Origin of the sequence: Sphaerotilus montanus (genome assembly GCF_013410775.1) — a bacterium.
In the GTDB taxonomy this organism is placed as follows: domain Bacteria; phylum Pseudomonadota; class Gammaproteobacteria; order Burkholderiales; family Burkholderiaceae_C; genus Sphaerotilus; species Sphaerotilus montanus.
The window spans coordinates 2,843,826-2,865,930 of sequence record NZ_JACCFH010000001.1; the positions used below are offsets into that span (position 1 = coordinate 2,843,826).

Genomic DNA, 22,105 nt, shown 5'->3' on the forward strand with positions numbered 1-22,105 from the left:
GCCCGTCCTGTCGCCGTCGCTTCGATCTCCGTCGATGTCCCCGACGCCCTGGCCGCTGCCGCCGCTGCTGCGTGCCAGCGCGGTCCTCCACCTGGGGGCCGTGCTGGCGCTGCTGGCCGCCCCCGCGCACTGGCCATGGGTGCTGGCGGCCCTGGCGCTGGACCATGCCGTGCTGACCGCCTGCGGACTCTGGCCACGCTCCACCGCGCTGGGCACCAACCTGCTGCGCCTGCCGCCCGCGGCGATCGCGCGGCGCGAGGTGGCGCTGACCATCGACGACGGCCCCGACCCGGCAGTCACCCCCGCCGTGCTCGACCTGCTGGACGCCGCCGGGGCGAAGGCCACCTTCTTCTGCATCGCGGACCGCGCCGCGGCCCACCCCGCGCTGCTGCACGAGATCCGCCGCCGCGGCCACAGCGTGCAGAACCACAGCCAGCACCACCGCCACACCTTCTCGCTGCTCGGCCCGCGCGGCTTCGCCCGCGAGATCGACGCCGCGCAGGCCACCTTCACCGCGCTGACCGGCGAGGCGCCGACGCTGTTCCGCGCCCCGGCCGGCTTGCGCAACCCCTTCCTCGCGCCCGTGCTGCACCGGCGCGGCCTGACGCTGACCAGCTGGACCCGCCGCGCCTTCGACACCCGCACCACCGATCCGCAGCAGGTGCTCGACCGCCTGACCCGCGGGCTGGCGGCCGGCGACATCCTGCTGCTGCACGACGGCCACGCCGCCCGTCTGCCCGATGGCCGTGCGGTGGTCCTGGCCGTGCTGCCCGCGCTGCTGGATGTGTTCCGGCAGACCGGGCTGCGGGCAGTGACCGTTCCCGAAGCGCTGCGCACCACCCCATGAACACGATGTCGATTCCATGGCCGAGACGGCACGCCGATGACCTCGCCTGGCACGCCCTGCTGGACCGTGCCAGTGCGCTCTACCGGCCCGCCGGCCGCTACGCCTGGCATTTCGCGCGGGGCAAGCTGCGGCTGGACCCCGTGTTCCGCCACCTGGTCGAGGCCGGTCTGGTGCCGGCGGGCGCGCGGGTGCTCGACCTGGGCTGCGGCCAGGGCCTGCTCGGCAGCTTGCTGCAGGCGGCCGGGCCCGTGCGGTACACCGGCGTCGAACTGCAGGCGCGCGACGCCGGGCGTGCCCGCGTGGCGCTGGGCACGTCTTCCGGTGCGGAGATCGTCTGCGGGGATGTGCGCACGCAGGCCTTTCCGGTGTCGGACACGGTGGTGCTCCTGGACGTGCTGCACTACCTGCCGCCAGCGGCGCAGGAGGCCGTGCTGGCGCGGGCCTGTGCGGCGCTGGCCCCTGGCGGGCGGCTGCTGCTGCGGGTGGGCGATGCCGAGGCGCGGCGCGGCTACGCCTTTGGCCGCTGGGTCGACCGGGTCGTGAGCGGCCTGCGGCGTGGTGCGCCGCCGGTGCAGGGCCGCCCCGTGCCGGACTGGATCGACCGGCTGCGTGCGCTCGGCCTGCAGGTCGAGGCCCGGCCGATGAGCCAGGGCACCCTGTTTGCCAACGTGCTGCTGGTGGCGCAGCGCCGCGAAGGAGCGGCCGCATGACCCCGCTGTCCAGAAGACCCCTGCCGATCACCCACGCCACCCTCGCCACCGCGCTCGGCGCCGGCTGCGCGGCCCATGCGGACGCGCTGGCCGCCGGCCGCTCCGGCCTGCAGCCCTGCGTGTTCGAGGACGTGACGCTGCCTGGCTGGATCGGTGCCGTCGACGGGCTGGACACGGTGGCGCTGCCCGCCGGCCTGTCCGACTTCGACTGCCGCAACCACCGCCTGGCCTGGCGCGGGCTGCAGCAGGACGGCTTCGTCCAGGCCGTGGCGGCCGCCCGTGCCCGCTGGGGGGCGCACCGCGTGGCCGTGCTGCTCGGCACCAGCACCTCCGGCATCCTCGAAACCGAACACGCCTACCGCCACCGGGGCCCCGACGGCACGCTGCCGCCCGGCTTCCATTACGCGCAGACGCACAACACCCACGCGCTGGCCGACTTCGTGCGCACCGCGCTGGGCGTGACCGGGCCGAGCTGGGTGGTCTCGACCGCCTGCTCGTCGAGCGCCAAGGTCTTCGGCGACGCGGCGCGGCTGATCGACGCCGGCTGGGCCGATGCCGCCATCGTCGGCGGCGTGGACAGCCTGTGCCTGACGACGCTGTACGGCTTCCACGCGCTGGAGCTGTTCTCGCCCGAGATCTGCCGCCCGTGGGATGCCGGGCGCAGCGGGCTGTCGCTGGGCGAGGCGGCGGCGTTTGCGCTGCTGCAGCGGTCGGCGGTGCCCGGCGAAACACCCGCAGGGCACCTGCTGGGCGTCGGCGAGAGCAATGACGGTCACCACATGAGTTCACCCCATCCCGAAGGCCTCGGCGCCATCGCCGCGATGCGCCAGGCGCTGGCCGACGCGGGCCTGGACGCCGGACAGATCGACTACATCAACCTGCACGGCACCGCCACGCCCAACAACGATGCCGCCGAGGACCGCGCGGTGAGCGCCGTGTTCGGCACGGCCGTGCCCTGCAGCTCCACCAAGGGCGCCACCGGCCACACGCTGGGGGCGGCGGGCGGCGTCGAGGCGGTGCTGTCGCTGCTGGCGCTGCGCGACGGGCTGATGCCGGGCGGGCTGAACCTGCGCGCGCGCGACCCGGCGCTGCACGCGGCCTACCTGAGCGAGAACCGGCGGGCGCCGCTGCAGCGCGTGCTGAGCAATTCGTTCGGCTTCGGCGGCTCGAACGCGAGCCTCGTGCTGGGGGCGGCGTGATGGCGGCGGCGACCCTTTCCGTCGTGGTGCGGGGCGTCGGCCTGGTCGGGCCGGGGCTGGTGTCGTGGGCGGCGGCGCAGGCGGTGCTGCAGGGCCGGGCGGCGCTGGTGCGGGCGGCCACGGTGGTACCGCCCCCGCAGCGCCTGCCGGCGGCCGAGCGCCGCCGTGCGGGCGTCGCGGTCAAGATCGCGGTGGCCGTGGCCGACGCCGCCTGTGCCGATGCCGGCGCCGATCCGCAGACGCTCGGCAGCGTCTTCGCCTCGTCCAGCGGCGACGGTGCCAACTGCCACACGCTGTGCGAGACGCTCGCCAGCCCGAACCCCGCCGACCGGCTGGTCTCGCCGACCCGCTTCACCAACTCGGTCCACAACGCGCCGGCGGGCTACTGGCACATTGCCGTGGGCAGCCGCGCCGCCTCGACCAGCCTGTGCGCCTTCGATGCCAGCTTCGGCGCCGGCCTGATCGCCGCGCTGACGCAGGTGCACGCCGCGCACGTGCCGCTGCTGCTGGTGGCCAGCGACACGCCGTACCCCGAGCCGCTGCACACGCTGCGCCGCCTGCCTGACGCGCTGGGCGTGGCGCTGGTGCTGGCGCCCGTGCCGACCGGCGAAACCCCGGACGACGAGCCGGGAACGACCCTGCGCGTGGCCCTCTGCCCGGCCGACCAGGCGCCGCCCGAAACGCCATGCCGCGAGGCCGCGCTGGAGGCGCTGCGCCAGCAGGTCCCGGCGGCGCGGGCGCTGCCACTGCTCGAAGCGCTGGCCCGGGGCGTGGCGGCCACGGTGGTGATCGCGGCCACGCTGCCACTGGTGCTGGTGATCGAGGTGGTGCCGGCATGACCACGGCCACGGCGCCGCTGCTGGACGCGGCCGGCATCCGCGCGCTGGTGCCGCACGCCGGCCGCATGGTGCTGCTGGATGCGCTGCAGGCCTGGGACGCCACAACGATCCGCTGCTCCGCCACCGGCCACACCGCGCCCGACCACCCGCTGCGCAGCGCGGGTGGTCTGCTCGCGCCCGCCGCGATCGAATACGCCGCCCAGGCCGCCGCGCTGCATGGCGGGCTGACCTCCGCGGCGTCCGGGGTTGCCACTGGCGCAGGCGTGCGCGGCGGGATGCTCGCCAGCGCCCGGTCGGTGCAGTTCCACCGCTGGCGGCTCGACGATCTGCCCGGCCCGCTCACCATCACCGCCGAGCGCCAGGCCGGTGACGCGCGCCAGTGGCTCTACGCCTTCACCCTCACGCACGATGGCCAGCCGGTCGCCGATGGCCGGCTGACCGTGGTGCTCGAACCCGAGATTCCGACATGAAACGAGCCCTCGTCACCGGCGCCAGCGGCGACCTTGGCCGCGCCATCGCGCGGCGCCTGGCCCGCGACGGCCTGCACGTCATCGCCCACGCCAACACCCGCCTGGCCGAAGCCGAGGCGGTCGCCGCGCAGATCCGCGCCGAAGGCGGCTCGGCCGAGGCGGTGGCCTTCGATGTCACCGACGCCGAAGGCAGCCTGGCTGCGCTGACCGCCGTGCTGGAGGCCGGTCCCGTCCAGGTGCTGGTCAACAACGCCGGCATCCACGACGACGCCGTGTTCCCGGGGATGCGGGCCGCGCAGTGGCACCGGGTGATCGACGTCTCGCTGAACGGCTTCTTCCACGTCACCCAGCCGCTGACGCTGCCGATGATCCGCACCCGCTGGGGCCGCATCATCAGCATCAGCTCGGTCGCTGCCGTCGCCGGCAACCGCGGGCAGGTCAACTACGCCGCTGCCAAGGGCGCGCTGCACTCGGCCAGCAAGGCGCTGTCGATGGAGCTGGCCAGCCGCGGCATCACGGTGAATGTGGTCGCGCCCGGCATCATCGCCTCGGCCATGGCGGACGCCGCCTTCGACGCCCAGGCCATCGCCCAGCTCGTGCCCGCCAAGCGCGCCGGCACGCCCGACGAAGTGGCCGCGCTGGTCGCCTTCCTCGCCGGGCCGGAGGCCGGCTACATCAGCGGGCAGGTGATCTCGGTCAACGGCGGGATGGTCTGACGCCCAGTCCAGTTCAGCTCAGGACCGGATTGCTGCCCGGCAGCGCCTTCGCGGCCGACTTCGCCACCCCGGCGAACTGCGAGCCGGTGATGTCCGCGGCGCTCCAGCCACGGTTGAGGTCGAGCCCGGTGAGCTGCCAGTCGTGCACCGGCAGGTGCGGGATGGGCTTGCGCAGGCGTTCCTGGAAGCGGGTCGGCCACTCGATGCCCTGGAAGTTCTGGAAATCCGACACATCCACCTCGGCGACCGCGCCACGCGTGGACGTCAGCCCTTCCAGCGTGAAGCGCACGCGCCGCATCAGCCGGGTGCGCCGGTCGATGCACAGCACGATCTGCTCCACCGGCGAGAAGCCCAGCCCCGGCACCAGCCGCACCATCAGCCGCTCGCAGGCGTAGTCCCCCACCTGCTCCAGCCCGGCCAGCTTCATCACCTGCGGCCGGTCGACCAGCGCCAGCGGACCCAGCAGGAAGAGCCGGTAGCCATCGGCCACCAGCGCCGAGGCCTGGCGCAGCGGCTCGTCGGTGGTCGGGCGGCCGTTGTACCAGACCTGCACGTCGCCGGTGCCGCTGCCCTGGCCCATGCGGCGCACGACCTGCTTGTGGCCACCCGGGCCGATGTGGGTCTGGGCAATCAGGCCCTCCGCGGGCAGCAGCCGCTCCTGCGAGCTGTCACGGAAACGGGTATCGGTGAGTTCGGGCTGGATGCGCCCGATCAGCGGGCGCCACTCGCCGCTGTAGCTCACGTTGAGGTCCTTCACGCGGCGCCAGGCGTTCAGTCCGTGGGCGGTGGCGCAGTCGTTGAACAGGGCCAGCGCGGCCGGGTCGGTGGTTTCCTTCGCCTGGATCGGCGACAGCGGGGCCGATGCGCAGCCGCCCAGCGCGCCCAGCGCTGGCAGCAGCGGGGCAAGCGCGGCGGTGGCCAGGAGGCGTCGGCGGGAGGAATCGGCAGTGTCTCGGCTCATTCGGACCTCTTGGATGGGTGGGCTGCCAGTGTGCCCATCGTGCGCGGGCCTGACCAGCCGCGCACCTGAAAGATTCCCGTAATTCAGTATCTGGAACGATTCGGAACCACGGGGACTCGCCATTCAACGTCCGAGCCGGTGAAACGGCGGACGCCGGCTCAGGCGGCGAGCCACCAGCCAGGGCAGCCGCAGCAGGAATTCCAGCACCAGCCGGCTGTGCATCCACGTCAGCAGCACGTTGTCGCGCCCGTAGCGGAAGTGCGAGACCCCGCCGTCCTCCGGGCGCAGGTACTTCACCGGCGCATCCATGTTGACGGGGGCCACGCCACGCCACGCCAGCCGCACCACCGCCTCGGTGTCGAAGTCGAAGCGCCGCATCCACGGCTGTCGGTGCATCACCGCGATCAGCGTGGCCACCGGGTAGACACGAAAGCCGTAGAGCGAGTCGCCGATGCCCGCCCCGAGCGTCTCCAGGTCGGTCCAGCCATTGGAGATGCGCCGCCCGCGCACGCGCAGCAGCGGCGCCGAGGCGTCGAACACCGGCCGGCCCAGCACCATCGCGTCCGGCTGCGCCTGCGAGCGCTGCATGAAGGCGGGGATCAGGTCGGCCGGGTGCTGGCCGTCGGCGTCCATGGTCAGGGCGTGGGTGATGCCGGCGGCGTGCGCGGCGAGCAGGCCGGTCAGCACGGCCGCGCCCTTGCCGCGGTTCTCGGGCAGCACGATCAGGTGCAGCTGCGCGTCCTGCGCGGCCATCGCGCGCAGGCCATCGACGCTGCCGTCGTCGCTGCCGTCGACGACGACCCAGACCGGCGCCCACTGCGCGCGTGCCTCGCGCACCGTCTCGTAGACCTTGGCGCCGGTGTTGTAGCTGGGGATGATCACCGCGTGGGTGCGCGAGGGCGTGGTCACGGTCAACGGGCGAGTTCCTGCGTGAAATAGGCCTGCAGCCGCTGGCGCAGGGCCTCGTGGTCGGCGTCGGGCGCGAAGCGCTGGCCCAGCCGCACGCGGAAGACCACCGGCAGCGGCGGCAGTCGCCACAGCGGCCAGCCCTTGCCGGCGTAGGGCGAATCGGTCTCGATCAGCACCGTCTGGATCGGCACGCCCGCGCGCTGGGCCATCAGCGTGATGCCGGGCAGCAGCGGGTGGACCGTGGTCGGCGAGGGGCTGCGCGTGCCTTCAGGGAAGAGCACGAGGTGGTCCCCCGCCTTCAGCCGCTCGACCGCGCCGCGGATCATGTGCCGCGGCGAGTCGTTGGCGATGTAGCGGGCCAGCCGCGCGCCGGCGCCGAGGAAGACGTTGTCCATCAGCGAGGCCTTCATGATGCAGACCGTGCGTGGCACGCGGGCGATGATGATCAGCGCGTCCAGCAGGCTCGGGTGGTTGGCCGCGATGATCAGGCCGCCCGGCTCGTCGCGCAGCGCGGCGAGCGCGGCGTTGTCGATGCGCAGCAGGCCGCTCAGGCGCGCGCTGGCCCAGAAGATCCGGTAGACCCACGACACGCCGGCCTGTCCGACCACCCGGCCCCGCGCCTCCGGCAGCAGCGGGTACAGCAGCACCGCCACCAGATTCCACGCCAGCGACAGCACGCCGAGCCAGCACAGCACCAGCAGCAGCCAGGGCGTCAGCAGCAGGCGCACCGGCAGGGGTGGTGGGCGGCGGCGGGTGTCAGTCATCCGAGCGGGCCTCCTGCGACGAGCTGGCCAGCAACCAGGCGACCGCCACGCCCGCCGACACCGCCTGGCGCTGGCGCACCAGCGGACTGTCGGCGAAGGCGGCTCCGTCGAGCCGCTCGACGCGCACGAAGGCGCCGATCCACGTGCGGTCGAAGCGCTGCGACACCGCCGCCAGCGCCTGCCAGCCGGCGTAGCCATTGCGGGCGGTGTAGGCGGGGCGGTCGGCGGTCACGTCTGCCGCGGCCACGCCGTAGTAGTGGGCGTGCAGCCGCTGCGAGCCCCATTTCGGGCCGATCTGCAGGCCCAGGTTCCAGCCGGACGACCAGCGCGGCAGGTCCAGATTCAGCGTCGGGGTCAGCACGGTGCCCAGCATCGGCGTGCTGCGTGTCAGTCCGATGACCGCCCGCAGCGGCAGCTCCGCATTCAGCCGGGCCGACCTGTCCGCCGCGGCCCAGAGCTGCGTGGTGAGCTTCGGGCCGAGTTCCACGGTCGCGGGCAGGTTGGCCATGCCGAGCCGGGCCGGGTTGTCGTGGCTGCGCACGGGCGCCGAGGCGTGGGCGCTCAGGGTCAGCTCCCAGCCGGGGGTGTCGATCAGCACGGCGCGCGCGCCTTCGCGGTCCGCGCGCAGCCACTGGCCGCGGTAGATGATGAAGGGCACCGGCAGCAGGTAGCGGTGCGACACGTCGGCGCCGACATAGTCCGGCAGCTGCACCGCGGCGACACCGGCGCCCAGCTCCCACAGCGGACGGCGTGGCCCCTCGGGTGTCGATTCCGCCCGGACGGGCAGGGCGGACAGGGCTGCGGCGAGGGCGCAGGCCAGCGCGGTGTGCTTCATGGGGTGGACTCTCCGTGGCATTCGATCTCGACCAGCAACTCGCTGCGGCAGACGTCCGCCAGCAGATAGACCGCCCCGCGGGCGGCCGGCGAGTCCGCCCCCACGGCCTGCTCGAACACCGCGCGCACGGCGTCCAGATCGGCGGCGTGGCGCACGTAGACGGTGTGCGCGAACTGGTCCAGCGCGAAGCGGGCCGGTGTTGCGGCATGGGCGGCGTCGAGCACGGCGTGCAGGTTGCGCAGCGCCTCCTGCGTCTGCTGCACGACGTCGCCCAGGTGCACCGAGGCATGGCCGACGATGCTGGCCGTGCCCGAGACGAACAGCGTCTCCCGCCCCGGCGCCAGCGCGACCAGCGCGGCGCGCGAGAAGGTCGGGCTGCGCGGGCCGTAGTCGGCGGGGTAGTGGTAGGCGCTGGTCTGGCGCGGGTTCTCGACCGGGCGCGGTGCCTGCGGTCCGGCGAGGAAGGCCAGCGAGAGTGGCCCGTCCGCCGTGCCCAGCGCGCAGGCGGCCGGCGCGCCTTCGAAGGCCGCCGCACCCGCGTCCAGAAACGCCTGCTGGCGCCCGATGTTGAAGTGGCGGTAGACCTCCAGCCCGTCCAGCGGGGCGTTCAGCCGCGGCAGGTAGTTCCAGATCTTCAGCAGGTGCCGGCCGCCGTGTGCGCGCAGCGTGCGGAACAGGTCGGCGTAGAGCTGGTGCGTCAGGGCCTGCAATGCGACGCCGGTGGCCGGCATCGGCACCACGGCTTCGCCGTAGAGCCACTGGCCGTCGTCCTGGTGGCGGATCAGCCCGGTGCGGCTGCTGCGGACCGGGCTGGCGCTGGTCCAGCGTTCGGTGATCGCGCGGGCCGGATGCAGCACGGCGGGCAGACCGGCCTGCGCGACGCCCGGGAGCAGGTCGCGCTGGCCGAGCGGAAGGACACCCGCGGTGCGGGTCTGGTCGGCGCTGTGGGACCGACGTTCGAACTGCAGGCTCACGCGGCGGCCACCTCGGCAGCGCGCAGGTGGTGCTGCCGCCGCCGCCACGCCTGCCACGTGCGCTGCGGATGCGCCAGCGACACCAGCCAGTACAGGCTCTTGAACGCATTCAGCGGGCCGCGGAAGCGCGTGCTGCCGTAGATGTCGCCGGCCAGCACGGTGAGCAGGGCTTCCTGCATGCGCAGCGGGTTCTGCGGCGCCATGAAGAACTCGCGCATCGTCGGGTTGGTGACACGGAAGATGAACCAGCTGAACTCCTTCGGCCCCGCGCGCATGAAGCGCTCGAACGCCGCGCGCTCCACCGTGCAGGACGACGGATGCTTGTCGAGCGAGGCCTCCACCAGCGGCAGCGCGGCATAGGCGCTCTGCATCGCCAGGTAGACGCCCGAGGAGAACACCGGGTCGATGAAGGCGAAGGCGTCGCCGAGCATGGCGTAGCGCTCGCCGGTGCAGTGTGAGCCGGTGTACGAGTAGTTGCCGGTGGCGTGGACCAGGTCGTCGACCAGCGTTGCGTCCTTCAGGCGGTCCGCGAGTTCGGGGCACAGCGCGATCGTGTCGCGGAAGAACTCCAGCACCGGTTTCTTGCGCGAATGCAGGTAGTGCGGCCACGCGACCGCGCCGACGCTCGTCGTGCCGTCCGCGAGCGGGATGAACCAGAACCAGCCGTGCGCGAACCAGAGAATCGTGATGTTGCCTTCCTGCTTGCCTTCGAGGCGACGGGCATTGCGGAAGTGGCCGTACAGCGCCGAACTCGCGTGGTCCGGGTGCTTCTGCTTCGACTTGAACTTGTTCGCGAGCAGCGTGTCGCGGCCGGTGGCATCGACGACATAGCGGCAGCGCCAGGTCTGCCGCGCGCCATCGTCCGACTCGATCTCGACGCTCGCGCCGTCGCTGTCGAACTCGACGCCCCGGGCGCGGTGGCCTTCGAGCGTCGTCGCGCCCGCCTTGGCGGCATTGCGGAACAGGATCTCGTCGAGGTCGGCGCGGCGCACTTGCCACGCATAGGGCATCGACTTGTCGAGCGCGTCACCGAATTCGAGGTAGCTGCGGTGGGCGTGGTCCTGGGACACGAATTCGACGCCCCACTTCGGCATGCCGATCGCTTCGACTTCGGCGCGCACACCCAGGTCGTCGAACAGCGAGACGTTCGCCGGCAGCAGCGATTCGCCGATGTGGAAACGCGGATGGTGCGCTTTCTCGATCACGGTGACGCTGCGCTCTTGGCGGGCGAGCAGCGTGGCGAGCGTGGAGCCGGCTGGACCTCCGCCGATGACCAGCACATCGCAGCGCCGGACTGTGCATCCGTCGATCGGGTCAGAGGGTGATGGCGAGTGGGTCATTGCGGAAGGAAGTCAATAAGACAAGAGTGATTTTAGGGTGGGGGGATGCGTTACAGTTTTCACGCTTGGCGCATGTTCACAACACGAGATCCCCATGAAACTCGCCCTCATCACCGACATCCACGCCAACCGCGAAGCCTTCGAAGCCTGTCTCGAACAGGCGCACCTGCATGGCGCGGACCGGCTCGCCTTTCTCGGGGACTTCGTCGGCTATGGCGCCGATCCCGGCTGGGTGGTCGAGCAGGTGCAGGACCTGGTCTCGCAGGGCGCCATTGCCGTGCGGGGCAACCACGACGAGGCGGTGGCACGCGGCCCGAGCGACCATCTGGTGGAGGACGCCCGCCGTGCCATCGAGTGGACCCGCGGGCAGCTCACGCCCGCGCAGCTCGATTTCCTCGGCGCGCTGCCCTACACGCGCGAGGAGCTGGGCTGCCTGTTCGTCCACGCCAACGCCTATGCGCCACCCGGCTGGGACTACATCCTCGGCCGCAACGAGGCCGTGCGCAGCATGATGGCCACCGAGGCGCGCCACACCTTCTGCGGCCACGTCCACCAGCCGGCGCTCTACCACCTGTCCAGCACCGGCAAGATCGCCAACTTCACGCCGGTGCCGGGGGTGGCCGTGCCGGTGCCGGGGCATCGGCAGTGGCTGGCGCTGCCGGGATCGGTGGGCCAGCCGCGCGACGGCAACCCGGCCGCCGCCTGGGCGATGTTCGATCTGGCACGGCTGACGCTGACCTTCCACCGCGTCCCGTACGACCACGACGCCACCGCGGCCAAGATCATCGCCGCGGGTCTGCCCCGGGCATTGGGCGATCGGCTGCACCAGGGGACCTGAGATGAGCGCTGGCATGGTGAATTTCTCGGCCGGCGAGATGGTCGACGGCTTCCTGCTGGAAGAGCGGGTCCACCAGGGCGGCATGGCCAATCTCTGGCGCGTCTCCCACCCCGAACACCGCGGCCCGATGCTGATGAAGGTGCCGCGCATCAAGGGCGGCGAGGATCCGGCCACCATCGTCGGCTTCGAGGTCGAGATGATGATCCTGCCGATGCTCAAGGGCGTGCACGTGCCGCGCTTCATCGCCAAGGGTGACTTCGCGACCCGGCCCTACATCGTCCTGGAGCACATCCCCGGCGAGTCGCTGCGCCCGAAACTCGATGCTGCACCGCTGCCGATCGACGAGATCGCCAGCATCGGCGCCCGGGTCGCCACCGCGCTGCACGACCTGCACCGCCAGCACGTCATCCACCTCGACGTGAAGCCGAGCAACATCCTCTTCTGCCCGACCGGCGAGGCGGTGCTGGTCGACTTCGGCCTGAGCCGGCACGACCACCTGCCCGACCTGCTCGACGAGGAGTTCAACCTGCCGATGGGCACGGGGCCGTACATGTCGCCCGAGCAGGTGCAGTTCCTGCGCAGTGAGCCGCGCTCGGACCTGTTCGCGCTCGGCGTGATGCTCTACCACCTGACCACCGGCCAGCGCCCCTTCGGCTCGCCCGACAGCGTGCGCGGCCTGCGCGAACGGCTGTACCAGCAGCCCGTCGCCCCGCGCCGCCACCGCCCGGACTGCCCGACGTGGCTGCAGGAGATCATCCTGCGCTGCCTCGAAGTCCAGGCCGACCAGCGCCATCCGAGCGCGGCCCACCTCGCCCACGACCTGCTGCACCCGGACCAGATGCCGCTCACCGAGCGCGCCACCCGCGACAGCGCGCCCAGCCGGCTGCAGACCTGGAAGCGCTGGTTCTCCGCGCTGGGCGCAGAGCCCTCGGTGCGCGGCTCGGTGGGCGACCAGCTCAAGCGGGCGCCGATCATCCTGGCCGCGGTCGACGTGGAAAACGCCGCCGAGCCGCTGCTGGACCTGCTGCGCGAGACGGTGCGGCGCATCGTGGCGACCGAGCCGGGTGCGCGGCTGGCGTGCGTGGCGGTGATGAAGATCAACCGCATCGGCATGGACGAGCTGACCGACAAGACCGGCCAGAGCCTGCACGTCAAGCAGCTCGTCGGCCTGAAGCACTGGGCGCGCCCGATCGCGCAGGGCCTGGGCCTCGGCACCGGTCTGTTGACCTTCCACGTGCTGGAAGCGCCGGACCCGGCCACCGCGATCGTCGAGTTCGCCCGCCGCACGCAGGTCGACCACATCGTCATGGGCGCGCGGGCGAGTTCGGCGCTGCGGCGCTACCTCGGCAGCGTGTCGTCCGAGGTGGTGGCGCAGGCGGACTGCACGGTGACGGTGGTGCGGGTGCCGCCGGCGCAGGGTGAGGTGGAGGAGGGCTGACGCGAGGATCCACTCACTGCGCAGCCCACGCCCGGATCTGCGCCAGCGTCGCCGTTGCTCCGCCGCAGACGATGACCAGCACCCGCTGACACCCGGCCAGCGCTTCGGCGTGTTCGGCGTCATAGACCGCCGCCAGCGCCGCCCCACACGCCGGCTCTACCAGCACCCGGTGGTCCGCCAGGAACTGCTCGCAGGCCCGCAGTGCGCTCGCGTCCGACACGCGCAGGCTGCGCACCGGCCGCTCGCGCCACCACTGCACCGCCTGCTCGCACACCTGCCGCGCGCCCAGCGAGGTGGCGACGCTGTCGATGCGGTCCAGCGGCACGGGCCGGCCCGCCAGCGTGGCCGCATGGAAGGACGCGGCGCCCGCGGTCTCGACCGCCAGGATCGGCACGCCGTCCCACCCGTGGCGGCGCATGCCCTCGGCCACGCCGGACAGCAGCCCGCCGCCGCCCACCGCCAGCACCACCGCGTCCGGCACCAGCCCCGCGGCGGCCACCTCGTCGACCATCGAGGCGTGGCCCTGCCAGAGCAGCGGGTCGTCGAAGGGGTGGAGCATCGCGTCGCGGGCGGGGTCGAGCAGGGACAGCGCGTGGGCGTGGGCCTCCTGCCATGACGCGCCGTGGACGATGACCTCTGCGCCTTCGAGCCGGAGCAGGTCGAGCGCCCGCGCCGTTGTCGTCTGCGGCACCACGACCGTGACGGGCACCCCCAGCTGCCGCCCCGCACACGCCACCGCCAGCCCGGCGTTCCCGCCCGAGGAGGCGACGAAGCGGCGTGCGCCCCGCGCCTGGTAGGTCTGGCAGGCCAGCCCGATGCCGCGCAGCTTGAACGAGCCGGAGGGCTGCAGCGCCTCCATCTTGAGCCAGACGGTGCGGCCGGTGGCGAGGCTCAGCGGGCGGGATGCGAGGAGGGGTGTGGGGATGTGCAGCGGGGCAGGCATGTTGTGGGCGGATGGGGCATCGTGTGGCGGGATTGTCGGCCCGTCCGCCCACGTCCGCCGGGCATCACGCCGCTGCGGCTCCCTGCCGCCGCACGAAGGCCGCCAGCCGCTCGCCGTCCAGCAGCTGGATCGCCACGCGTCCCTGGTTGGCGCGGATGATGTGGCTGACCCAGTGCGCGCCGCCGAGCGGATTGGGCACCACGGCGCGGTCCTCGACCTCGGCGACAGCGTGCAGCTCGTCCACCAGCAGGCCGCAGGTGTGCGTGCCGACGCGCAGCACGAGGACCTGGCCGTCGCTGCGGGCCGGTGCGCGGCCGAGCAGCTGCGCGAGGTCGTGGACCCAGACGTAGCCGCTTTCGCCCGCCGCCTGCCGGGACACCATGCCGATGCAGGCCGCACCGCGCCCCAGCGCCATGCGGCGCATGTCGCTGGCCGACACGGCCTCCAGCACATGGCGGGCGTGCAGTGCCATCAGCTGGCCGTCCAGCCAGAAGGTGGCGTATTCCTGGGTCCTGCCGTGCTCGGCCAGCGTGGCTTCCAGCAGCACGTCGTCGGCGCGTTCGGCCGAATCGTGCGACTGCACGGCCCCGAAGTGGCGGATCACCACGGCCTGCACGTCGTCGCGGTGGCCGTCGGAGGTCTTGAACTCGCGGTAGCCCGCCGAGGCCGAGGTGGCGACCACCGCGTACTGGTCGGCATGCACGCCGATCTGGGCATCGAACTGCCCGCGTGCCGCTGCCGGGGCCGTCACCGGGTGTTGCCATGCGCTGCCGACGGGGTGGTCCGGGTGCGTGCTGGCGAGCACGCGGCCCTGCGGCGAGACGAACAGCGCGTGCGTGTCGGCCTTCTGTGCGACCGCGCCGTCCAGCATCGCGCGCAGCTCCGGCGCGCTGTCGAACACCAGGCCGATGCCGCCGATCACCCGCTTCGGGTCCTGCGGGTGGCGGATGGCGGCGTGGTAGACGTAGGTCGCCGCGTCGGCGTAGAGCGGGTGCGGGCCGAAGCCTTCGACGTGGTAGTGCTGGGTGTCGGACAAGGCCAGCACCCGCGCCAGGGTGTCCGCCTCCACGCAGGCGCTGTCGGGCAGCGGTGTGCCGGTGCTCACGAGGATCGTGCCGCGGGCGTCGTAGAGGTAGAGCCGCGTGTAGACGGTGTAGAGGCTGTTGATGTAGGCGAGCACCTCGGCCATCGCGGCGCGGGCGGTGGCGTCCGGCGCGGCCATGCCCTCGCGCAGCTGCGGGTTCAGCGCCCACCAGCGGCAGTCGTCGGCGCGCTCGTAGAGGTTGCGGTCGAGCAGGTCCACCAGCAGCCGCGCCGTGTAGCCCGCCTGCGTGAGGCCGGTGCCGAGCACGGTCTGGTAGAGCGCGTCGATCGACTCGCGGAACAGCTTGCTGCTGCGGTGGCCGGTCTCGCTGATCTGCTCCAGCACGGTCTTGAGCTGGGTCATGTCGCGCCCGCTGCCGGCGGTCATCACCTGGCCGTTCCAGACGATGCGCTGGATGTGCTGGGCGGCGACCATGATGTCGTGCAGCGGCGGGCAGAAGGTGCCGGCGTGGGAGAGCAGGCCTTGCCGCAGGTGCGGTGGCAGGGCGTCCGTCGCGCTGGTGTCGGGCAGGTCGAAGGCCACATCCAGCGGCATCATCACCTGGCCGAGCCAGCCGGTCGGGCCGGGGTAGCCCTGGTAGCCGGGCGAGGCCTGGGTGGCGATCAGGTAGAGGCGGCCCTGGTGGACGAAGGCACCGGGTTGCCGGTCGCGGTTCACGGGCACGGTGGTCCCCAGCGGCATCCAGCCCTCGTTGGAGCTGGCGATGATGCGGTGCTGGTCGTCGAGCAGCAGCATCACGCTGCGTCCCGAGGGATCGCCGTGGGACGCGAAGATGCCCTGCATCTCCTGCTGGAAGTTGAAGCTCAGGCACAGCACGCCCACCGGCTGCGCCGAGCCGGGCCGGTGCATGCGCCGCGAGTAGAGCAGCGCCTGGGGCGTGTGCGGGCGCAGGTCGGAGGCGCGGAAGGTTTCGAGGTAGGTGTCGCTGGCCAGCGAGGCGGACAGCAGCGCATCGCGGGTGAACTCGACGGGCGAGGCGCTGTCGGTCTGGGCGAGCACCTGGCCGGTGGTGTCGAGCAGCAGGATCTCGTCATAGACGGTGTACTTGTGGCGGTACTCCTGCAGCCGCCGGTCGATGCGGCCCTCTTCCTCGACCGGATTGGCGACAAAGCTGCACAGCTCCGGATCGGTGGCGAGGAAGCCCACGTCGGCGGTGCGCTCGTAGAGGTTGCGCACGACGATGTCGATCACGTACTGGGCGCGGGTCTGGATCTGCCCGATGGCATTGCGCAGCTTTTCGAGCACCAGACTGGACACGAGGTTGCGCTCCATCTGCCCGAACTGGGTGCGGGTCGCGGCCATGGTGGGCAGGATGGTGCGGGCGTCCTGCGGGCAGTTCATCTTGGCCGAGGCCTCGATCAGGCTCCACATCAGGTTCAGCTCCCGCAGCGACATCTCGCAGCGCGTCACGTCGCGCATGTACGGCAGCAGGGTCTCGACCTCGGCTCGGCTCAGGGTGATGCTCATCTGGACAGCTCTCATTTCTGGGGTGAGGGCAGTCTCTGCGCAAGTTGTGTTCCGGGATCGGGGGTGGTGGGGGCGGAAATCACGTCTGAGGTGGGCACTGGCGCGCATCGCCAGCGAAGGTCGGCGCGTTGAAGTGCAGGGTATTCCGAATGATTCGTGATTTTTTCCACGAATCTATGGGCGGATTGGCGGAGCGATTTTCCGGGTCGAGACGGAGGGCGGGGCGCTCGATATGCTGGCCGTTGGTGTGCTGACGGCGTAACAGAACAGGTTACGCGGGCACTGCAGGCTTTGACCTGCTTTTACGGGAGTGAAACCATGCGCGACAGAGAAAATAATAAAGGCTGGCAAGGACTTGAGTGGCGAATCGGACAAGCTGATATATGGCGTCTGGGTAGTTATGCCTGCGAAGCTTAATTTATATATTAATTCATGGCTCAAGCCAAAGCTGCCAAATGCATGCAGCCATCACTCCCATTTGCTTGAGTTAACTTAGTTCTTGAAAGAATGACATGAAAATAGGATGTGCACTATCAGTCGGGTTGGTTGCGGCAATTTTTTGTGGTCAAGCTGGTGCGGCCACGTGGTATGGATTTAATAAAATATATACCGACAAGAATATGTACTATTTTGATCGAGATACTGTCATGAAGACATCAATTTCTACCACTCTTTGGGTAAAAGTTGTCACTGATACTACGCAAGAACAAAATGATGGGATTTATTCGGTGGCGCTTAAGTATTTTTATAACTGCAGCGCTCGGACGCTTCAGGTTATGGTTTCGGCGAACTATGATAAAACTGGAAAATTTCTTAAGTCCTTCAATGAGCCGGGTAGAGCCCAAGATATTATTCCGGATAGCATTGGAGAAGGTATTATGAGGGTCGTTTGTGCGTCGGATTTTCCAAAAAGTAAATCGCGCGACGTGTATTTTCCAATTGAGGATTCAGATCTGTACAAGAATACGAACGAGTATTTTGAGTATATTAGGTCAAAAGCTGATCCGGCGCCAAAGTAGTAGGTGGAAACTGTATTTGGCAATTCGACCCGTCGCAAAGTGTCGGGTTGGCTCCGCTTAATTCCAAACAGAACCGCATTTGCATGTCTGACCCAGTAATCGTTGCCTTCATTGCCGGTGCTGTTGCCTTTGGCGTGGCATACATTAATTCTGTTTTATCGGAAAGCTACAGACGCTTCCGCGATCGAACAACCCTGGCAGCCAGTCTCGCTGGGGAACTGGGTGCTTACGAAAACGCATGGCCAATTCTCACAGAAATGCTGGATCAACTCATCGAGGGTGCCGAGGCTGATTCTCCCGCGCTTGGGTTCTTGCGTCCGATGGAACGCCCAAAAGACTTCATCTATGAAAAATCTGTTGAGAGGCTCGGTCTTCTCGGCGCATCTGCCTGTGAAAGCGTTGTCTACGTCTATAGCAATATCAATGCGTTCAGGCAAGCTTTCGAAATAATTGCTCGCGAGCACAAGGAAATGTCGCCATTGGAAATTCAGTCCCGTGCCAAAGGTTGTCAGGCCGCCCTGCAGAGAGCCGCAACGCGAGGTGAGGTATTACTGAACTCGCTGCGGCGCATATCTAATGCAAAGTTTGTCCCAGATTGGCCTTGGTCCCCGTGGCTTGCTTTATTGCGTTGGTAACCACAAGAGTGCAAAAATTTGGGCGGGCAGCGATTGACGCAGATCTGGCTAGTCGTGTTAAGTAGTCGATTTGTCTAGGGTCGTCGCATCCAATGACTGACTTTCGGAACGATTTGCGGGGGCTCAGTCCGGTTACTTCGCTAACCCTTTCTTGAATCTTGAAGCCAGCGCTTGGCGGTGCCGCTCAAGTCAAACGACAAGCATCCGTCTGACGATTGAAGTGGTGCCGGCCTCCCGGATATGCTGACCTTACCGATTTATGCTGGTTTGCATGTAAACCTCGCATAAATCGATAAATCTGGTTCACCGCCCCGCCGACTCCCGCCGCTCCCGCTCCTTGTCCTGCAACAAGCGCCACATCACCTTCCCCGTCCCCGACTTGGGCAGCGCCTCGACAAACTCGACGATCTTGGGCGCCTTGTACGCGGCCATGTGCTCGCGCGCCCAGTCGAGGATGTCCTGCTCGGTCGTCTGGCCACGCGCTTCCTGCCGCAGCACGATGACGGCCTTGACCGTCTCGCCGCGGTAGGCGTCCTGCGTGCCGATGATGCAGGCCTCGGCCACCGCGGGGTGGCGGTACATCAGCAGCTCCACCTCCGACGGCCAGACCTTGTAGCCGCTCGCGTTGATCATCCGCTTGAGCCGGTCGGTGATGAAGAAATAGCCCTCGTCGTCCATGCGCCCCAGATCGCCGGTGCGGAAGAACTTCTGGCCCGGCACCGCCGGCAGTTCGATGAACGCGGCTTCGGTCGCGCCCGGGTGTTTCCAGTAGCCCTTGAACACCATCGGCCCGTTCGTCACGATCTCGCCGACCTCGCCCACCGGCAGTTCCTCGAACGTCACCGGGTCGACCACCCGTGCATCGACACCGAAGATCGGCATGCCCAGGCACTGCAGCTTGGCGCGCTCGGGCGGGTTGGCGTGGCTGGGCGCGGCGGTCTCGGTCAGGCCGTAGCCCTCGGCGAAGGTCAGACCGAACTCGGTCTGCAGCCGCTCCGCCACCGCCTGCGGCATCGCCGCCCCGCCGCCCGAGAGGTAGCGCAGGCTCGACAGGTCGAAGCTGCGGTAGTTCGGGCTCGCGAACAGGTCGATGATCATGGTGGGGATGCAGGTCCAGTGGCTGACCCGGTGGTGCGAGATCAGCCGGCCGGCGAGGTCGCGGTCCCAGCGCGGCAGGATCACCACCGTCGCGCCGCTCCACACCGGGCTGAGCACGCCGTAGAGCATCCCCGTGATGTGGAAGAAGGGCACCACGCCCAGGCTCACCGTTTCCGCGCTGGCGAACCCCCACAGGCTGCCGCCGACCACGTTGGCCATCAGCGTGCGGTGGGTGTGGATGCAGCCCTTGGGCAGTCCGGTCGTGCCGGAGGTGTAGGGCAGCAGCGCCATGTCGTCCGGGCCGGCGGTGTGCGGCGAGGGCGCCAGACCGGCGGCAAGCGCCTCGGCCAGCGGCGTGCAGCCGGCGGGCAGCGCGGGCGACGCACGCAGCCAGGCGTCGATCGACGGCGGAGGCGCCAGCGCCGGATCGGCCGCGGCCTCGTCGCCCAGGTAGTCGCCATAGCGCGTCACCACGGTGGCGCGCAGCCGCTGCGCCTCGGGCAGCCGGGCATCCGCTTCGGCGACGATGGCGGCCAGGTCCGCGCTGGTGATGACGACCTTGGTGTCGGGGTCGGTGATGTAGTGGCCGAACTCGTCGACCCGGTTCATCGGGTTGACCGGCACCACCACCGCGTTCGCCCGCACCACGGCATAGAAGGCGACGATGAACTGCGGGCAGTTCTGCAGGAACAGCGCGACCCGGTCCCCCTTGCCGACCCCCTGCGCCTGCAGCCAGCCGGCGAGCGCTTCGGCCTGGCGGTGCAACTCGCGGAAGGTGAGCGGGTGGCCGAAGAAGAGGTAGGCGGCGCGGTCCGGGTACCGCTGCGCGCTGGCTTCGAGGTTGAACCAGAGCGAGGTCTCGGGCAGCACGAGGTCCGGCGGCAGCCGCTTGGGCCAGTGCGTCAGGTGGGGGCGGTCGGCAGGGACGGGCATGGGGGACTCGCAGTGCAGTTCGGATGAGGCGAAGGTATACGCCGGTCCCGTGGCGGTTGGCATCGGGGTGCCCCTGAGGGGCTGTCGCGGTCGGGACAGACCTGCCGCGCTAGGAGAACGCCGCCGCGCGGTCCTAAAATCGAGGTTTGCTCATTTCGCATCAGCGGCAGTCACCATGTCCCAACAGATCAAGCGCGTCGTCCTCGCCTATTCGGGCGGTCTGGACACCTCCATCATCCTCAAGTGGCTCCAGGACGAGTACCAGTGCGAGGTCGTGACCTTCACGGCCGACATCGGCCAGGGTGAAGAGATCGAGCCGGCCCGCGCCAAGGCCATCAAGATGGGCATCAAGCCCGAGAACATCTTCATCGAGGACCTGCGCGAAGAGTTCGTGCGCGACTTCGTGTTCCCGATGTTCCGCGCCAACGCGCTGTACGAAGGCGAATACCTGCTGGGCACGTCCATCGCCCGCCCGCTGATCGCCAAGCGCCTGGTCGAGATCGCCCAGATGACCCAGGCCGACGCCATCTCCCACGGCGCCACCGGCAAGGGCAACGACCAGGTCCGCTTCGAGCTGGGCGCCTACGCGCTGATGCCGGGCGTGAAGGTCATCGCCCCGTGGCGCGAGTGGACCCTGTCCAGCCGCGAAAGCATGCTGGCCTACGCCGACCAGCACGGCATCCCGGTCGACTTCAAGAAGCGCAAGGGCGGCGGCGCGCCGTACTCGATGGACGCCAACCTGCTGCACATCAGCTATGAAGGCGGCATCCTCGAAGACCCGAACTTCGCGCCGGAAGACAGCATGTGGCGCCTGACGAAGAGCCCGGAGAAGGCGCCGAACAAGCCGCAGACCATCGAGCTGACCTACGAAAAGGGTGACGTGGTCGCCATCAATGGCGAGAAGCTGTCGCCGGCCCAGGTGCTGACCAAGCTGAACGAGATCGGCGGCCTGCACGGCGTCGGCCGTCTGGACAAGGTCGAGAACCGCTATGTCGGCATGAAGAGCCGCGGCTGCTACGAAACCCCCGGCGGCACCATCCTGCTGGCCGGCCACCGCGCCATCGAGTCGATCACGCTCGACCGCGAAGTGCTGGCGCTGAAGGAAGACCTGATGCCGCGTTACGCGCGCATGGTCTACAACGGCTACTGGTTCGCGCCGGAGCGCGTGCTGCTGCAAGGGCTGATCGACGCTTCGCAGGCTACTGTGAACGGCACCGTCAAGCTCAAGCTCTACAAGGGCACGATCATGTGCGTGGGCCGCGAGTCGCTGACCGATTCGCTGTTCGACCCGAAGATCTCGACCTTCGACGACGACGGCGGCGCCTACAACCAGGCGGACGCCGGCGGCTTCATCAAGCTGAACGCGCTGCGCCTGCGCATTGCCGCGAACGCCCGTGCGGCACGCGCGCCGAAGCCGGCGGCGAAGAAGGCCGCTGCGCCGAAGAAAGCGGCCGAGCCGAAGAAGGCCGCAGCGCCCAAGGCGGCTGCCGCCGAGAAGGCGCCCGCTGCCGACAAGGCACCGGCCGTGAAGAAGCCCGCCGCCCGCAAGGCCGCCGCCAAGAAGACCGCCTGAGGAGCCCGACATGAGCAACGAGCAACTGAGCGTCGCCAGCGTCGGCACCAAGGCCAACGTCTACTTCGACGGCCGCTGCGTCTCGCACGGCATCACGCTGGCCGACGGCACGAAGAAGAGCGTGGGCGTGATCCTGCCCGCATCGCTGACCTTCAACACCGGCGCGCCGGAAGTCATGGAAACCGTGGCGGGTGCGTGCAGCGTGCTGCTGCCGGGCCAGAACGAATGGCAGACCTTCGGGCCGGGCCAGTCCTTCGACGTGCCGGGCAACGCGAGCTTCCAGATCCGGGTCGAGGGCGAGCCCTACCACTACATCTGCCATTTCGGCTGATCGGGTGGATCCCGGCCCGGGGTGACCGCGGGCGTGCGGCGCGGGAAGTGCCGTACGTCACGCCCTGCGCCAGGGGTCGCGGGGAGCCTTCCCCGGCCTGGAGTGCAGATGCGGCATGATCCGAGCCGGCTCGATTCCGGGTCGGCTCCAGACCAGTGAAA

The 22,105-nt window shown here is 69.7% G+C and carries 21 protein-coding genes; 12 read left to right on the top strand and 9 right to left on the bottom strand.

The features are described 5' to 3' along the window. Positions 1-34: 34 nt before the first annotated feature. Genes BDD16_RS12995 through fabG form a run of 6 tightly spaced genes read left to right on the top strand, consistent with a single transcriptional unit; the run spans position 35 to position 4,781 of the window. Positions 35-847 (top strand): polysaccharide deacetylase family protein, encoded by an 813-nt coding sequence (locus tag BDD16_RS12995; protein WP_179634338.1) that lies wholly within the window; start codon positions 35-37, stop codon positions 845-847. Continuing rightward, a complete protein-coding gene (locus BDD16_RS13000; protein ID WP_246332542.1) occupies positions 844-1,557 on the top strand; it encodes a class I SAM-dependent methyltransferase in 714 nt (237 codons plus the stop codon). Before BDD16_RS12995 ends, BDD16_RS13000 begins: the two co-directional genes overlap by 4 nt. Then, positions 1,554-2,756 carry a beta-ketoacyl-[acyl-carrier-protein] synthase family protein gene (locus tag BDD16_RS13005; protein ID WP_179634339.1) on the top strand — a complete coding sequence of 401 codons (1,203 nt, stop codon included), beginning with the start codon at positions 1,554-1,556 and terminating at the stop codon, positions 2,754-2,756. The genes BDD16_RS13000 and BDD16_RS13005 overlap by 4 nt, the downstream gene beginning before the upstream one ends. After that, positions 2,756-3,595: a beta-ketoacyl synthase chain length factor gene (locus BDD16_RS13010; RefSeq protein ID WP_179634340.1), complete on the top strand. Its 840-nt coding sequence runs from the start codon at positions 2,756-2,758 to the stop codon at positions 3,593-3,595. Before BDD16_RS13005 ends, BDD16_RS13010 begins: the two co-directional genes overlap by 1 nt. Then, positions 3,592-4,065, top strand: a complete 474-nt coding sequence (locus BDD16_RS13015) for a hotdog family protein (RefSeq protein ID WP_179634341.1) — start codon at positions 3,592-3,594, stop codon at positions 4,063-4,065. Before BDD16_RS13010 ends, BDD16_RS13015 begins: the two co-directional genes overlap by 4 nt. Beyond that, positions 4,062-4,781, top strand: a complete 720-nt coding sequence (gene fabG, locus BDD16_RS13020) for a 3-oxoacyl-ACP reductase FabG (RefSeq protein WP_179634342.1) — start codon at positions 4,062-4,064, stop codon at positions 4,779-4,781. The genes BDD16_RS13015 and fabG overlap by 4 nt, the downstream gene beginning before the upstream one ends. Positions 4,782-4,794: 13 nt before the next feature. Here the strand turns inward: fabG and BDD16_RS13025 are convergent, their stop codons facing one another. The 6 genes from BDD16_RS13025 to BDD16_RS13050 all read right to left on the bottom strand — a co-directional run bounded on the left by BDD16_RS13025 (position 4,795) and on the right by BDD16_RS13050 (position 10,564). Further along, positions 4,795-5,742 (bottom strand): hypothetical protein, encoded by a 948-nt coding sequence (locus BDD16_RS13025; RefSeq protein ID WP_179634343.1) that lies wholly within the window; start codon positions 5,740-5,742, stop codon positions 4,795-4,797. A gap of 123 nt (positions 5,743-5,865) precedes the next feature. After that, the gene (locus BDD16_RS13030; RefSeq protein ID WP_179634344.1) at positions 5,866-6,651 is read right to left on the bottom strand and encodes a glycosyltransferase family 2 protein; all 786 of its coding nucleotides are present in this window, start codon (positions 6,649-6,651) and stop codon (positions 5,866-5,868) included. 2 nt (positions 6,652-6,653) lie between these two features. Beyond that, positions 6,654-7,415: a lysophospholipid acyltransferase family protein gene (locus BDD16_RS13035; protein WP_179634345.1), complete on the bottom strand. Its 762-nt coding sequence runs from the start codon at positions 7,413-7,415 to the stop codon at positions 6,654-6,656. After that, a complete protein-coding gene (locus tag BDD16_RS13040; protein WP_179634346.1) occupies positions 7,408-8,250 on the bottom strand; it encodes a MipA/OmpV family protein in 843 nt (280 codons plus the stop codon). The genes BDD16_RS13035 and BDD16_RS13040 overlap by 8 nt, the downstream gene beginning before the upstream one ends. After that, entirely contained in the window at positions 8,247-9,224 is a 978-nt protein-coding gene (locus BDD16_RS13045) for a chorismate transformation FkbO/Hyg5 family protein (RefSeq protein WP_218897790.1), read from the bottom strand. The genes BDD16_RS13040 and BDD16_RS13045 overlap by 4 nt, the downstream gene beginning before the upstream one ends. After that, on the bottom strand, positions 9,221-10,564 hold the full coding sequence (locus BDD16_RS13050) for an NAD(P)/FAD-dependent oxidoreductase (protein WP_179634347.1): 1,344 nt from the start codon (positions 10,562-10,564) through the stop codon (positions 9,221-9,223). The genes BDD16_RS13045 and BDD16_RS13050 overlap by 4 nt, the downstream gene beginning before the upstream one ends. Positions 10,565-10,658: 94 nt before the next feature. Here BDD16_RS13050 and BDD16_RS13055 point away from each other — a divergent pair, with 94 nt between their 5' ends. After that, entirely contained in the window at positions 10,659-11,402 is a 744-nt protein-coding gene (locus BDD16_RS13055; RefSeq protein ID WP_179634348.1) for a metallophosphoesterase family protein, read from the top strand. A 1-nt stretch (position 11,403) separates the two neighbouring features. Then, positions 11,404-12,840, top strand: coding sequence for a serine/threonine protein kinase (locus BDD16_RS13060; protein WP_179634349.1), 1,437 nt, complete (start codon positions 11,404-11,406; stop codon positions 12,838-12,840). Between the two features lie 13 nt (positions 12,841-12,853). Here the strand turns inward: BDD16_RS13060 and BDD16_RS13065 are convergent, their stop codons facing one another. Continuing rightward, positions 12,854-13,783, bottom strand: coding sequence for a pyridoxal-phosphate dependent enzyme (locus BDD16_RS13065; protein ID WP_179634350.1), 930 nt, complete (start codon positions 13,781-13,783; stop codon positions 12,854-12,856). Between the two features lie 64 nt (positions 13,784-13,847). Then, on the bottom strand, positions 13,848-16,355 hold the full coding sequence (locus tag BDD16_RS13070) for a chemotaxis protein CheW (protein WP_179634351.1): 2,508 nt from the start codon (positions 16,353-16,355) through the stop codon (positions 13,848-13,850). 512 nt (positions 16,356-16,867) lie between these two features. On the opposite strand from BDD16_RS13070, the gene BDD16_RS13075 reads away from it, so the two are divergent. After that, positions 16,868-17,374 (top strand): surface-adhesin E family protein, encoded by a 507-nt coding sequence (locus tag BDD16_RS13075; protein WP_179634352.1) that lies wholly within the window; start codon positions 16,868-16,870, stop codon positions 17,372-17,374. Positions 17,375-17,457: 83 nt separating this feature from the next. Beyond that, positions 17,458-18,009 (top strand): hypothetical protein, encoded by a 552-nt coding sequence (locus BDD16_RS13080; RefSeq protein WP_179634353.1) that lies wholly within the window; start codon positions 17,458-17,460, stop codon positions 18,007-18,009. A gap of 303 nt (positions 18,010-18,312) precedes the next feature. Here the strand turns inward: BDD16_RS13080 and BDD16_RS13085 are convergent, their stop codons facing one another. Next, on the bottom strand, positions 18,313-20,040 hold the full coding sequence (locus tag BDD16_RS13085) for a long-chain fatty acid--CoA ligase (protein ID WP_179634354.1): 1,728 nt from the start codon (positions 20,038-20,040) through the stop codon (positions 18,313-18,315). A 175-nt stretch (positions 20,041-20,215) separates the two neighbouring features. Between BDD16_RS13085 and BDD16_RS13090 the strand changes: the two genes are divergently transcribed. After that, positions 20,216-21,613 (top strand): argininosuccinate synthase, encoded by a 1,398-nt coding sequence (locus BDD16_RS13090; protein ID WP_246332543.1) that lies wholly within the window; start codon positions 20,216-20,218, stop codon positions 21,611-21,613. Between the two features lie 10 nt (positions 21,614-21,623). Beyond that, entirely contained in the window at positions 21,624-21,944 is a 321-nt protein-coding gene (gene ppnP / locus BDD16_RS13095; protein ID WP_179634355.1) for a pyrimidine/purine nucleoside phosphorylase, read from the top strand. The last annotated feature ends 161 nt before the right edge of the window (positions 21,945-22,105 follow it).